The sequence below is a fragment of the Clostridium sp. LIBA-8841 genome, assembly GCF_057782475.1.
The window spans coordinates 1,186,960-1,201,089 of sequence record NZ_CM173488.1 but is presented as its reverse complement, the minus strand read 5'-3'; the positions used below and the strand labels follow the sequence as shown (position 1 = coordinate 1,201,089).

The window sequence follows — 14,130 nt, the reverse complement described above, 5'->3', positions numbered from 1 at the left end:
TCTACTCTTTTACAGCACCAGCTACTAAACCTTTTGCTATAAATTTTTGAATTGATACGAATATAATCATTATAGGAACTGTTGAAACTATTGAGGTGGCTGCATATATAGGCCAACTTGTAGTAGATCCACTATTCATCATACCATTTAATCCAAGCATTAATGTTTTTACCTCTGGAGCTTTTAAAAGTGCCGCTGATATCATGAATTCTCCAAATACTCCTATAAATGAGAAGAAGAAGATTACTATAAGCATAGGTACTGATAATGGAAGAATTATTTTCATAAATATTTTAAAATGAGATGCTCCATCAACATATCCTGATTCATCTAATTCCTTAGGAATTCCATCAACAAACCCCTTCATAAGCCATATATTATATGCACTTGAACCACATAAAACCAAGATTAAAAAAGGAATATTATCCATTCCAAATGGTAATTTATAAGCTATTGATAATATAGCTGGAATTGCCATTGTTGCAGGGAACATTTGAAGTATTAAAAGTGTCATTAGACCATACTTTTTACCGGCAAACTTTAATCTACTAAAAGCATAGGCTGCTGGAAGTGTCATAATAACTTGTACTATTGATACAGAAAAACATATTATTAAACTGTTCTTGATCCAAATTAAAAAATCTGTTTCCTGAAAGATATGTCTATAATTATCAAAAGTTACAGCCTTAGGAATTATTCCATTCTCATAAAAACTTGTTCCAGGTGATAAAGATGCTGATATTATTGCCCATATAGGAAAAATTATTATAATGATAGATATCCATAAAAATACTCTACTTACCCAAAGCTTAACCTTTCTCTTTTTACTTATTTTTTTCTTATAAACTAATGGTGTTGCTACTTCATTATTTCTTATAACATTGCTACTCATATTAATCCACCTCTTTAAACTGTCCTGATGCTCTCATTTGAATAAATGAAATACCACCAACAATAATAAACATTAATATTGATAATGTTGCAGCTAATTCAAACCTACCAAACTGAGTTGACATCTTATATGCCGCTGATCCTAAAATATCCGTATATCCTGCAAATGGTGATTCTGGTCTAACTGGACCACCTTTGAATAGTAAGAATGCTACTCCAAAGTTACCAAAGTTCATTGCCCATGAACCAATTAATAATGGATAAGCTGTTCTTGTAAGACATGGAAGTGTAATTTTAAAGAATTTTTGAAATTCATTTGCGCCATCAATATCAGCAGCTTCATAATATGTATCTTGAATTGATGATAACCCTCCTAAGCATACATTCATCATGTATGGGAACCCAATCCAAATACTAACTAAGATTAAAGCTAATCTTGCTGGACCTACTTTCGTAAGCCACATAACTGGCTCTTTTATAATATGTAATTGAAGTAAAACTTGATTTATAGCCCCATATTGGCTATTTAATAAACCTTGAAATGCTATTATTATAATTGTTGCAGGCAATGCCCAAGGTAATATTAATAAACCCTTATAAATAAATGATTCTTTCATATCTTCATTGGATAAAACCATTGCAAAGATCAATCCTAAAGCAAAACTTCCAAAGGTTATCACTGTTGCAGCTACTACTGTCCATCCAAAAACAGGTAAGAAAATCTCTTTTAAAGGACCTGTTAAAACACTCTTAAAGTTTGCTAAACCAACAAACTTCCAACCAGTATTTACAGTTTCTATATTATAGTTAGTAAATGCAATTATTATTGTTAATGCTATGGGTATTATTGACAATATAAGCATACTTATAAGTGCTGGTGCTAAAAACTTTGAAGCAGTTAAATTGTCTTTATTCTTACTTTTCTTTCTCACCATAAATTTCTCACCTCAATGCTAATTCTAAATTCTAGATAAAAAGGGGAATTACTTCCCCCTTAATATCTCTATCTTATTGTTTTTGTACTTCTATTCCTTTTTTAACTCCAGATACAATTTCATTTGCAACCTCTTGTGGATTTTCTCCTTGAAGTACTCTTTGAATATTCTTTAATGGTTCCCAAACAGCATCCATAGCTTTAATATTTGGCATTGGTTCTGCATGTTTAACTGATTCTAAGAATCCTTGAACATATTCATTATCTTTAACTTCTTGTTTATCTAACATAGCTTTAGTTACTGGAATTTTTCCTTTTTGATATAATCCTTCTTGAGTTTCTTTTACTAAGTAATCTAAGCATTCCCATGATAAATCTACATTTTTAGATTTTGCGCTAACAAAAGCACATTGAACTCCTGACATTGGTTTAAAGTCTTTACCATCTATTGAAGGAATTTTAGATACACCAAAGTTAAGCTTAGCATCCTTTAATCCTTGTATATCCCAAGGTCCTGATATATAGAACATAGATTTTCCTTCTTTAAAGTTTGTTAAAGCTATATCTCCACTTATATCTGCTGGCATAAATTTATCTTTAACAACAAAGTCTTGAAGCATTTGTAGTCCTTTAACAGATCCTGCATTATTAAGACCTATATCATTTACATCATATTTACCATCTTTTTTACCAAATATGTATCCACCATTTGTTAATAAGAATCCTAAATCAGTGTATTGATCATTTATATTAAATTGGAAAGCACCATCACCTTTTTTAAGTGCTTCATTTACAAGCTCGTCCATTGTTTTTGGAGCTTCTTTTACTAAATCTTTATTATAGTATAATGCTGTTGTTTCTACAGATATTGGAATAGCATATTTTTTATTATCTACAGTTACTGCATCCCAAACACCTTTATCTACATATTCATCTTCCTTAACATACTTAGATGGAACTTCTGTTAATATTCCTGCTTGTTGATATGCTGCTAATTGGTTATGTGCTGATCCAAAGTATATATCTGGTCCCTTTGTTGAGTTAGCAGCTTGTAAGAATGCTTGGAAATCTCCATCATCTCTTACAACATTAACTTTATTTCCTGTTTCCTTAGCCCACTTATCTGCAGCATCTTTTAAGACTGGTACTTCTTGCTCAGGTAGCTTTGTCCAAATTGTTAATTCAGTACCACTTTCTGATGCTCCAGCCGTTTTTTCACTGCTACCAGAGCAACCCATAAACATAGTAGCTACTAATGCACCAGTTAATAATGTTGCTAATAACTTTTTCTTAATCATTTTTAATTACCTCCCAAAACTCTATACTATAGTTTTTATTTTAATTATTAATTAAAATCTTTGTAAACATTTACATTAGGTGACACACATATTTCCATTAATTAATTTAAATTATTAAGAAAATCTAACTCTTTATTTAAAAGTTTTATATAAATATTTTTAATTGAAACTGGCTCTAGAAATCAATACTACTTAAAAGAAAATCGATATTTTAAGAGCCAATTTTTAAAGGCTAGCTAAAGCAAATTTTATTAAATTTAAAACTTGCTTTAGCTGAGGGATTTTATTTTATCATTTAAAATTCTTTATAAACCTTAAATGCGAAGGGCTTTAATTTAATATCTTCTTCTAAAAGTTCTATATCATTATTAAATAACTCTTTAACCTTTTTATTTCTAAGCTCCTTAGGTAACAATACTCTTTCTTCTTTATCAGAATTATTCATTACAACAACTATGTTACCCTTTGAGTAGATAAGTATATTATCCTCACTATTTGCTCTTATCCAGTTATTATCTAGTAAATTAAATTCTTTATTTTCCTTTCTGATTCTTATGATTTTTTTCATGAATTGAAGCATATCTTTGTCTTGCTTATTTTCATCCCAAATCATACATCTTCTATGGAATTCCATGCCCATTCCTTGGTCACCTTCCATACCAACCTCATCTCCATAATATATACATGGAGATCCTGCTTGAGTAAACATAAATAGATATGCTAATTTCATCTTATCCTTATTTCCTCCAGCAACAGTTAATATTCTTGGTGTGTCATGACTATCTAATAGATTAAATATTGTCTCTCCTATTTGTCTTAAATAGCTAACCTTGTTAGCTTCTATCATATATTTAAAATCTTCTGTATTAGACTGATCTAAACAGAAATATTCTTTAGCTGCATTTGTTACAGGATAGTTCATAACAGCATCAAATTGATCTCCCATAAGCCATGGAAGTCCATCATGCCAAACTTCTCCTAAGATATAAACTTCTTTATTAGTTCCTTTTACTACTTCTCTAAATTTTCTCCAAAATACATGGTCAACTTCATTACATACATCTAGTCTCCAGCCATCAATGTTTATCTCCTTAACCCAGAACTCAGCAACCTTTAATAAATAATCTACAACCTCTGGATTTTCAGTATTTAATTTAGGCATTGTAGCTATTCTTCCAAAGGTTTCATAGTTTAAATTATTTCCATCAACATTTTCTAAACCTCCTTCTAGAACAGGAAACTTCTTTATACAAAACCAATCTTTATATCTTGATTTTTCATTATTCTTTAATACATCTTGCCATTGAGGTGAAAAATAACCAATATGATTAAATACTGCATCTAGCATTATTTTCATTCCTCTTTCATGAGCCTCACTTACAAGCTTTTTAAATACTTCATTTCCTCCTAGAGCTGGGTCTACTTTAAAGTAATCAATAGTTTCATATCTATGGTTTTCTGTCGCCTCAAATACTGGACAAAAATATAATCCATTAACTCCAAGATCACATAAATAATCTAATTTATCTAAAACCCCCTGTAAATCTCCTCCCATAAAGTTTTTATTAGTTGGTTCTGTTCCCCATGGTTCAACATTTTCAGGGTCTATTGACTTATCTCCATTACAAAATCTATCTGGGAATATTTGATACCAAACTGTATCCTTCACCCACTGAGGTGTTTTAGCAACATCTATACTATTTAAATATGGGAAACAATAAAAATTCCCTATAGCACTTAGCTTTAGTTCATCATTATCTCCATTTAATTCATCTATTCTTTTTTCTGTGAATAAAAGAGTTTCTTCTTCCCCATACAATATGAACCCATACCTTGAACGTTTTGTTATTGGTTTATACTCTATTATCCAATGATCAAAGTACTTAGTTTCACATTCTTTTCTCATAGGATAGCTTTTTCCACCTATCCATCTTCCTCCTCCAGTGGCATTCATGTTTCCTCCATCACAGCCACCTTCATCCCATATATATGGATCTCCAATCCTTATATCAACATTTTTAACTTCACCTTTTTTCGTTTTAACTCTTAAATGTAAAGTTTCATCATCATATCCATAAGAATAATTACTCTGTGCTATATGATGTATTGCCTCTCTTGTAATTTTATTACTACCCATAAATCCTTACTCCTTCATAAATATTTTTACATTTTTTATCTTACAGCCACTAATCATAAAATTTAGCTTCAACAAATTTAATTTTAGAAATCAATATACCTTCAGATAAATTCACTAAAATTCATATTTCAAATAACCTAAATGAATCAAGTCTGATTTTATTCTAAAGTAATGAATAATCACATTCAATAATTTTTCAGAAACGTTTCCAATTTTCTCTTAAAAAAACTTATTCACACTATAAATTTAACTACTTTATTGAATTTCTTCTTATAAATTCATAATCTACATTAATTCCTGATACAACTTTTTTTCCCTTTATGAGATTTACCAAAAGTTGTCCTCCTTCATATCCAAGCCTATACATATCTTCTTTAACTGAACTTAATGTAGGAGTTAAATATTTTGCTATTTCCTTATCTCCAAAACTAACTACTGAAACACTCTCTGGAATGTTTATCTTAAGTCTTTTTAATCCTTTATAAGCTCCAATAGCAATATTATCTGAAGCACAAAATACCCCATCAATCTCATTATTAGAAATTAATTCTTCTATTGCTTCTTCACCAAATTCCTTTGAAAAATCTCCACAATAAATTAATTCATCTGTTATCTCAAGATTGCTTTTAGCTAAAGCTTCAATATATCCTTTTATTCTTTCTTTAGTAACATACAAATCTTTTTTCCCTTGGATTGTAGCTATTTTTTTACAACCACTATTTATTAGACTTGTAACAGCTTCATAAGCAGCTTTAAAATTGTCTATACTTATGCTAGCAACACTTTCTCCAGATATATCCGAATTAACAGTTACTATAGGAAAGTTTTTGCCAATCAATTCTATAACATGTTCATCATTTTTATCTAAACCATATAGCATTGCCCCTGCAATATCATTTTCTCTGCAAAACTTATAATAGGACTTTCCATGCTTTTTTGATACTGAAGATGTAAATATTGATATGGAGTAATTTTCTTCCTCACCATATCTATATAATCCTCTTAATATATCAAATACTGAGTCGTGCTCATTTAAACTATTTGTTATTATAACTAAATTATTGCTATTTCTCTTAACTAGAGCTCTTGCATGTTTATTAGGTACGTAATCTAATTCCTTGGCTACTTTCAATACCAACTCCTTAGTGTAAGAATTTATATCATCATATCCATTTAAAGCTCTAGATACTGTAGATATAGATACGTGACATCTTTTTGATATATCTTTAATTGTAGTCAATTTAACTTCTCCCCTTTTGTAACAATAAGCATAATTATAATTTATCAAGTAAAATCTAAATCTCAAAACTTATTTTAAGCTCTGCTTAATATTATTGCTATTTACTTAGATAAATCCTACTAAAACAATTGAAGTAAAAACAACTATTTAATTATTTATTATTTTTAATAGATACAAAAACTTATGTATATATAGTAAACATAGTTTTAAAATTATTTCATTTTTTAACAATTTGTTACCTTGTATGTAATTATATTCCTATTGATGAAAACGTTCAATAAGTTTTTATAATTTTAATTAACGGAATCGTTTCCGAGTTTTTCTCAAACTATATTTCAAATAAAATTACACTATATTGATATTATCAATAAAAAAACTGCATGCTTACTTTTAAATTAAGCATACAGTTTAAATTACTTTAAATAATTATTTTAGGCTATGTTTTAAAATCTATACCACCATAACCATAATTAAATAATAAAATTCACCTTACATTAAATCTTATTGTATCTACTTCTAATTTTGCCAATCTACTGTTACAAGTCCTGTGGAATCAGTTGGTGTTTTATAAACATGATTATTTCCACTTTCCCATATAACTTGATTTCCATTTTTCTTAATAAACTTAAAGTTTATTTCTTTTCCTGCTGGAACACTTACATCAAAATACCAGTTAGGATACTTGTATTCTATTTGATTGTACATTGCCCCAATAGCCTTATTTGGATCCCAATTTCCAAGTTCAGCTACATCACCACTTAAATATATATTTTCTCCCATTAATGTTTCAGCATTTTTAACTACAAATCTAACACATACTTGTTTACTTGTTAAAACATTTATATCCTTATATTCATTTGATTTTACTCCATTAGAAGTTGTTAAACTAACATTTACCTTACCTGGAGTCACATCAGGAACCTTAACTTTTACTTCTTTATCGTTCCAAGAAATAACTTCTCCTTGTTTATCTCCAATGTTAACAGTTCCTTTAGAATTACCAAATCCTCTACCATCAATTGTTATGGTTTTTCCTGGTTCTACAGTAGAATTTCCTACATGTCCTATTATAGGATTATTTTCTTTAGCTACATAACTCCATACAGCTGTTGCTCCTGGCTTTAATGTGAAATTCTTAATATTTCCATTACCATCTACTTCAATATTATTATCTGTAGTTATTCCATTTAGAAGACTTTCATAAGTTCCTTGTGATAGAGCTGTCATAGCTCCTGTTATATCTACACTATTTGATTCACTATTATTTATAGCAACTAAAGCTACATTATCACCAAATTTTCTTTCATAAATATAAACATCATTATTAATCCATCTTTGCTCAGTAGTTCCATAAGCTATAGCTGGATTTGTCTTTCTTAAAGCTGATAGCTTTTGTATTATTTTATAAGCTGTTGTATTTTGATCGAATCCGGTCATCATTGCTCTGTTATATGGATCTCCATTACCAGTCATATATTGTTCTGTTCCATAATATATAGCTGGTACCCCTCTTGAAGTTAATGTACAAACTAAAGCCTCATCAACATTTCTCTTATCTCCATTTTCAGTTTGGAATCTATCCATATCATGGTTATCAATAAATGTAACTTGATCATTTACATGGTCATATTGATTAGCTGTATCTTTAATAACTTGATTTAATCCATACATATTATCTGAACCATCTCTAAATACTTCTCTAACCTTTTGAGCATATCTGAAATCTAATAAATTCATTCCACTATTGTTTGCAAACTCTACATTTTTAGGATCATTTTCTCCTTTTCCTAAGAACCATTCACCAAAAGTAAATACCTGCTTATGGTCATAAACACTATCCATGAAGTTCTTTTGCCACCCTTCTGGCATATGTTTAACTGCATCCATTCTTATACCATCAATTCCAGTATCAAGCCATATATCTATAGCTTGTTTAAGATATGTATCAACAGTAGCATTCTCATGATTTAAATCTGCTAAATCAAATAAGTTCTTATATATTCCATTCTCTATTGTTGAGAAATCAGTTCCACCATTATGATTAAATATTCCATTAGGATCATTAGAATGAGTTGCTATGAGATTTCCATTATCGTAAAGCGCTCCATCCTCTGCTCCTTTACTTGTAGGTGATGTATGATTAGGTGCAAAATCTATTACAACCTTTATATTATTGTCATGAGCTGTTTTCACTAATTCTTTAAAGTCTTCCATATTACCAAATGCAGGATTTGGCTTTTTAAAATCTCTTGCCCAATATCCATGATAAGAAGTACTTCCATCTGGGAATACACTATAAATATTTTCAACTGGCTGTGAAATCCAAAGAGCTGTTATTCCCATATCATTTAAATAACCACTCTTTATCTTATCGGTTATTCCCTTCCAGTCTCCACCAAAGTATTTTTTTAGATTTTCTTTGTTTGCATCATACATACCGTTTTTAGGATTATTGGATGCATCTCCGTCATAAAATCTATCTGTTACAATTTGATATATAACATCAGTAGCAAAGTTCACCTTATTATCAACTGAAGCATCATCTGAATACTTTTCAGCAGCATACACTGTCTCCATGTTAGGGAAAATAGGTAAAGTAACAACTCCTTGTGCTATAGTAATTCCAAGTGCTATACAAATCATTTTAATTTTTTTACTCATAAATCTCTTCCTTTTAGGTATATAGATTTAATATTAAAAAATTGCAATTTTCTATATTATAAATTTATTATAACTTATGGTGTAATCCTTTAACACAAGAGTTTTACCTAAACCGTTTCCGACTTTAGCAATAAAATTTTCATAGTATATCTATCATTATTATTTTAAATACTATATAACCTTAATAACTCTAATTAAACAATCTCAAATTTAATATTTTTTTGAATACATTTCTATATATATAAGAATCCCTATTAAAGCACTATTTATAAAAAAGCTCATAATAGGACTATTAACTTTAAAAAGCATATCTAAGGCGAAAATTAAAATCCAAAGTCCATAAACAAAAATTCTCATATCTCGCGCTTTTTGTTTTCTTAGCTTAACTTTTCTTTTTTCTATCATATCCTCAACTCCTTTGTAAATATTTTCCATATATTTAGAATACCTTATTTTTTAAAATTACCCAAGTGAACTTATGTTAACTTTCTTTTAACTTACTAAACCCACTTATTATTTTACTTTTTCTTATTTTTCTTCCCTAATTTAGCCTTGTAAAATTAAATAATTTTACAATTTCACTTTAAACCACATGATAATCTATAATATGATTTTATTTTCAATAAAAATTTTAAAATCGCGAAAGATTATATTTAAATCTTACGACTTATTTTATGAAGGTACTTTCACAAGAAATAAAGGGGGATAATCTCTTATGAAAGAGAATAATTTTATAAGCCAGCTAAAAAAGAAAAATCCTAAAGCTTTAGACCATGTTTTTGAGAACTACGGGAATTTAATCTTTAAAGTGGCTTATTCTGTTTTAAACAATAGGGAACTTAGTGAGGAATGTGTAAATGATGTGTTACTTAAGATTTGGAACAACATAGACTCCTTCAATAAAGGAGATGAACAGTTTAAAGCTTGGATAATAGTCATGACAAAATATACTTCCATAGATATTTTACGAAAAGAAAAAAAACATGATAATGTCATAAATCTAGACTCTTATGAAAAAGAAGATACTAGTCTTGAATCATTTCTTGAAAACAAAGAAACAAAAGAAAACATACTTTCTATGATAAAAACTTTTGATAAAGAAAATAGAGAAATTTTTATAAAACGTTTTTTCTTAAACTACTCCATTAAAGAAATAAGCAAATCTATTGGGATTAGTGAAAATGCTATAAGTAATAGAATACGTAGAGGTAAGTTTAAACTTTCAGAGTTTTTAAAAGAGAGGAGATTTTAAAATGGATAATAAAGACCTTTTAGCTGCTTTAGAGAATTTAGATATTGATGAATCTGAATTTGATAATGTTAATATAGAATTAAATAACTTGGAAAAAAAGCGTATAAGAAGTAAATATAGAAAAGCTATTAGAAATAAATCATCCCTACCTAAAAAAATAGCTATAGTTGCTGGATTAAGTATTATGATCTCTACAGGAGCCTTTTTTTCTTCTCCAGTTAGAGCTAGCAATATTCCTGTTTTAAACAGTATATATGAAATGCTAGGTGTTTATGATGAATACATTGATTATAGTCAATATGTTGGCCAATCTATAGACGTTGAAGGAGGAACATATACCTTAGAAGAAATAATGGTAACACCTTATAGTTCTTTATTTGCTATTAGAATTACAGGAAATGAACCACTTAAAGAAAATACTATGGGCTTTATGTCCACCTCCTTAATTGGAGGAAGTTACTTTTCTTCAGCAACTACAAGTATTCATAAAATAGATGATTATAATATGGTTCAAGTAATAGAATCTAGATATTCATCTAAAATCCCTAAAAAATCAACAATAAATATATCTATTCATGAAATGTCAACAGAAGATAATCCTGCTACCCTTGGACATGGAAACTTTGAATTTAAAGTTGACTTTGGTAAAAGCTATGATGAATTTGCCTCTTTACCAATAAAAAAAGCTAAGTTAGACTCCTATGGTTTAAAATTCAAAGAAATAAATTCAAGTATTATGGGCACTCAAATTTTAGGAGATATAAAAGCCATAAATAACTCAGAAAAAGAATATCATGAAGATGTTAATAATTTATATTGCCTATTAAATATAGATGGTAAAATATACGGAAGTTTTGCCTCTTTTGGTGTTACTAGTCTAGGCAAACTAATTCTTGGAGATGGCTCTTTCATTTTTGATGGATTAAAGGTTGATGAATTTAGAAATGCTGAAAAAATAACCTTAAGCGCCTTTAAATCTAAATATAATAATGAAGAACTACTTAATCTATATGATTCTAAAGAAAATCAAGAAATTATTGAAGCCAATAATGATGAATCGAATACAATAACAGAAAATAATGTTACCTACTCTAAAAATATTAAATTTTTAGATGGACGTAAAGGGGATTTTTATAAGTTAGAAAGAACAGATGATAACATTAAACTTTATTATAATGGTTCTTCTCAAGATATAACCTTATTAACTAGTATTACAGCTCATTCTAATAATGGTTTAAAAATTCATTACCCTAAAATCTACGCTAATCCAGAAAAAGAAAATGAATATATAATAGAATTCACTGGAATTGATGAAAATCTAGAATTAGCTATTCATACTATGGTTAACTATGCAGATGAATATATATTTCTAGAAGAATTTAAGATAAAAAATAGTACCAACAATTAAATTGTTGGTACTATTAAATCCATATATTTTATAAAAATTCTTTTAGACACTTTATATATTTAGATGAATGAGAATCACTTCCTAAAACCATAGGTATCTCTTTCTCAATAGCCATATCTAACACCTTACCTTCAATATAAAGTTCTCCACACTCTTCTTTTCTTAAGCCTGCAATATTAAAATCAAGCTCATATCCTTTTTCTTTTATTATATTTAATATCTTCTCTATCTTTGGAAGGTGTTTTTCATAATTATAAGGAACTTCTTTATTAAACTTTCTTACTAAATTTAAATGACCTATTCTTTTAGGTTTATAAGTTCCTAAATCACTTTCTAAAGCCATAATTAAGGTATCATAATATTTGTTATATACTTCATCTATAGAACCTAAGTCATCTATGATTTTTCCAAATTCTTCTACACTAAAATCAATGCAATAGTATCTCTTATTTCCTTTAATCATATGTACTGATAAAATACCATCGCTTAAGAATGTGCCATATTTATTTAAAAGCTCCTTTATTTCCTCTTCATATCCTTCAATATAATCTACTTCTACACCTATATTAATTTTTATCTTATCTTTATATTTCTCTCTTAATACTTGTCCTTCTTTTAAATACTCTTCTATTCTTTCTATTCCCATAGCACTATCCTTTAAAGGTGAAGGATCCTCAAAGTTCTTTGGAAGTGGCAAATGCTCTGTAAAACTCATCTCATCTAAACCGCATTTCATTACTTCTTCAACATACTCTTCCATATTATCCTTACTTCCATGAGGGCAATACTGTGTATGAATATGTCCATCTTTATTTTTAAAATTAAACTCTTTACTCATATTATTAAAAAATTTATATCCTCCTTTAGTTTTATTCTTTATCTTTTATATCTGCATTTTCCTCTAATTATGAAGTGTATAATATAATTTACTTCTATTGCAACTATTGCAACATCATAAATTGCAGATTAAACTATTAAATATCCATCTTTATTCCATTTTCTTTTAACCACCTCTTTTTATCTTCATAATCTGGCATTACCTTGGCCACAGCTTCCCAATAGTTCCTAGAATGATCTTTATGAATCATATGAGTCATCTCATGGACAACTATATAATCAAGTACTCCTATAGGTGCCATTATACACCTCCAATTAAAAAGCAAGTCGTTATAATAGGTACAACTTCCCCATCTTCTTTTTTGTTCTTTAACTTTTATACTTCTAGGTTTTATTAGATAAAACTTAGAGTAATACTCTACTCTTTCCTTAATTACTTTTAGTCCTACTTCTCTATACCATAGTTCAATTGCTTTTTTTATTTTTTCTCTATCATATTCAGAAATATCAACAATCAGCTTTTTCCCTGTTAAACTAACAGAAACTCCTTTTAAAAACTGATTATATCTTATTTTCAATGGATACTCTTTACCTAAATACATAAATAATTCTTCGTCTATAAACTCTCTCTTAACTCTTTTAGAGCTAATGATCCTAGCGTTTTCTTGTTTTTCAACTATCCATTCTCCTTTTTTCTTAATATGTTCAAGTATAACATCTTTTGGAATACTAATAGGTGCTCTTACTTTCACCTCTCCTTCAGCCAAAACTTCTATACTCATAGTTCTTCTTTTGCTACGTATTAATTCAAATTCTACATACTTATCTTGAAATTCAAATCCTAATTTCATGTTTTCATCCCCCTTTAAAAATATATTTTTTAACAAAAGATTCTCTAAATAGTATAAAAATGCTCCACAATCTTGTGAAGCATTTTATAGATAAAGTTATTCATTTTTATTTTCGCTAGCTCTTAAAATACCAGCCATAACAAAAGCAAAACTCTCTGCAATTCCTAATAGCACAGTAGTTAATACCCCTAAAGTAAGAATATATTCAACTATTGGTGCCTTCATTATGACATAAGCTCCAACTGTTATTAAAACTAAAAGAACTCCCAAAATCACTTGTAATATTGTACTATATTTCCAAAGTTTCAGGTAAATTTTATTACCTTCAATTTTTTTAAATCTTTCAATAAAACTATGAAACCATCCTTTTAAAGTTAATTTTCTACTTTTTATATCCCAAATATGATATCCTAAAGCAAAAAGTATCCACGAAAGTGCTATACCAAGTAAAATAAAACTCTCTAAATTACTACTTGCTCTTCTGTACATAAGTAAATAATCAATCATTACAAAAATAGTAATAATCTCAATCTTCAGTTTTCTTTCGTATTTTTTCATACTCTCCTCCAGTATTTCAAATTCCCATATAAATCTTATCAATTTAAACATTCCTTGTAAACA

General features: G+C 28.6%; 12 protein-coding genes. 2 read left to right on the top strand and 10 right to left on the bottom strand.

Annotation, left to right across the window (positions count from 1 at the left end; translation table 11 throughout):
- Position 1: 1 nt before the first annotated feature.
- The 7 genes from AC2A4K_RS05165 to AC2A4K_RS05135 form a co-directional block, all read right to left on the bottom strand.
- A complete protein-coding gene (locus AC2A4K_RS05165) occupies positions 2–892 on the bottom strand; it encodes a sugar ABC transporter permease (protein ID WP_322504033.1) in 891 nt (296 codons plus the stop codon).
- A gap of 1 nt (position 893) precedes the next feature.
- Complete coding sequence (locus AC2A4K_RS05160) at positions 894–1,826, bottom strand: ABC transporter permease subunit (protein ID WP_322504034.1); 933 nt, start codon at positions 1,824–1,826, stop codon at positions 894–896.
- 73 nt (positions 1,827–1,899) lie between these two features.
- Entirely contained in the window at positions 1,900–3,123 is a 1,224-nt protein-coding gene (locus AC2A4K_RS05155) for a sugar ABC transporter substrate-binding protein (RefSeq protein ID WP_322504035.1), read from the bottom strand.
- Between the two features lie 295 nt (positions 3,124–3,418).
- Positions 3,419–5,260 (bottom strand): glycoside hydrolase family 13 protein, encoded by a 1,842-nt coding sequence (locus AC2A4K_RS05150; protein ID WP_322504036.1) that lies wholly within the window; start codon positions 5,258–5,260, stop codon positions 3,419–3,421.
- A 250-nt stretch (positions 5,261–5,510) separates the two neighbouring features.
- Positions 5,511–6,500 carry a LacI family DNA-binding transcriptional regulator gene (locus AC2A4K_RS05145; RefSeq protein WP_322504037.1) on the bottom strand — a complete coding sequence of 330 codons (990 nt, stop codon included), beginning with the start codon at positions 6,498–6,500 and terminating at the stop codon, positions 5,511–5,513.
- A gap of 516 nt (positions 6,501–7,016) precedes the next feature.
- Entirely contained in the window at positions 7,017–9,161 is a 2,145-nt protein-coding gene (locus AC2A4K_RS05140) for an alpha-amylase family glycosyl hydrolase (protein WP_322504038.1), read from the bottom strand.
- Between the two features lie 210 nt (positions 9,162–9,371).
- A complete protein-coding gene (locus tag AC2A4K_RS05135) occupies positions 9,372–9,566 on the bottom strand; it encodes a hypothetical protein (protein ID WP_322504039.1) in 195 nt (64 codons plus the stop codon).
- Between the two features lie 310 nt (positions 9,567–9,876).
- On the opposite strand from AC2A4K_RS05135, the gene AC2A4K_RS05130 reads away from it, so the two are divergent.
- Positions 9,877–10,413, top strand: coding sequence for a sigma-70 family RNA polymerase sigma factor (locus AC2A4K_RS05130; protein ID WP_322504040.1), 537 nt, complete (start codon positions 9,877–9,879; stop codon positions 10,411–10,413).
- Between the two features lies 1 nt (position 10,414).
- A complete protein-coding gene (locus AC2A4K_RS05125; protein ID WP_322504041.1) occupies positions 10,415–11,821 on the top strand; it encodes a DUF4179 domain-containing protein in 1,407 nt (468 codons plus the stop codon).
- Positions 11,822–11,849: 28 nt separating this feature from the next.
- Here the strand turns inward: AC2A4K_RS05125 and hisJ are convergent, their stop codons facing one another.
- The 3 genes from hisJ to AC2A4K_RS05110 all read right to left on the bottom strand — a co-directional run bounded on the left by hisJ (position 11,850) and on the right by AC2A4K_RS05110 (position 14,067).
- Positions 11,850–12,659: a histidinol-phosphatase HisJ gene (gene hisJ, locus AC2A4K_RS05120; protein ID WP_322504042.1), complete on the bottom strand. Its 810-nt coding sequence runs from the start codon at positions 12,657–12,659 to the stop codon at positions 11,850–11,852.
- Between the two features lie 136 nt (positions 12,660–12,795).
- Positions 12,796–13,509, bottom strand: a complete 714-nt coding sequence (locus AC2A4K_RS05115) for a M48 family metallopeptidase (RefSeq protein WP_322504043.1) — start codon at positions 13,507–13,509, stop codon at positions 12,796–12,798.
- A gap of 96 nt (positions 13,510–13,605) precedes the next feature.
- Entirely contained in the window at positions 13,606–14,067 is a 462-nt protein-coding gene (locus tag AC2A4K_RS05110) for a hypothetical protein (RefSeq protein ID WP_322504044.1), read from the bottom strand.
- Between the last annotated feature and the right edge of the window lie 63 nt (positions 14,068–14,130).

Bases quoted from the DNA above. Each gene is read 5' to 3' on its own strand.
- AC2A4K_RS05165 (WP_322504033.1), bottom strand. From the start codon at position 892: ATGAGTAGCAATGTTATAAGAAATAATGAAGTAGCAACACCATTAGTT.
- AC2A4K_RS05160 (WP_322504034.1), bottom strand. From the start codon at position 1,826: ATGGTGAGAAAGAAAAGTAAGAATAAAGACAATTTAACTGCTTCAAAG.
- AC2A4K_RS05155 (WP_322504035.1), bottom strand. From the start codon at position 3,123: ATGATTAAGAAAAAGTTATTAGCAACATTATTAACTGGTGCATTAGTA.
- AC2A4K_RS05150 (WP_322504036.1), bottom strand. From the start codon at position 5,260: ATGGGTAGTAATAAAATTACAAGAGAGGCAATACATCATATAGCACAG.
- AC2A4K_RS05140 (WP_322504038.1), bottom strand. From the start codon at position 9,161: ATGAGTAAAAAAATTAAAATGATTTGTATAGCACTTGGAATTACTATA.
- AC2A4K_RS05135 (WP_322504039.1), bottom strand. From the start codon at position 9,566: ATGATAGAAAAAAGAAAAGTTAAGCTAAGAAAACAAAAAGCGCGAGAT.
- AC2A4K_RS05130 (WP_322504040.1), top strand. From the start codon at position 9,877: ATGAAAGAGAATAATTTTATAAGCCAGCTAAAAAAGAAAAATCCTAAA.
- AC2A4K_RS05125 (WP_322504041.1), top strand. From the start codon at position 10,415: ATGGATAATAAAGACCTTTTAGCTGCTTTAGAGAATTTAGATATTGAT.
- hisJ (WP_322504042.1), bottom strand. From the start codon at position 12,659: ATGAGTAAAGAGTTTAATTTTAAAAATAAAGATGGACATATTCATACA.
- AC2A4K_RS05115 (WP_322504043.1), bottom strand. From the start codon at position 13,509: ATGAAATTAGGATTTGAATTTCAAGATAAGTATGTAGAATTTGAATTA.
- AC2A4K_RS05110 (WP_322504044.1), bottom strand. From the start codon at position 14,067: ATGAAAAAATACGAAAGAAAACTGAAGATTGAGATTATTACTATTTTT.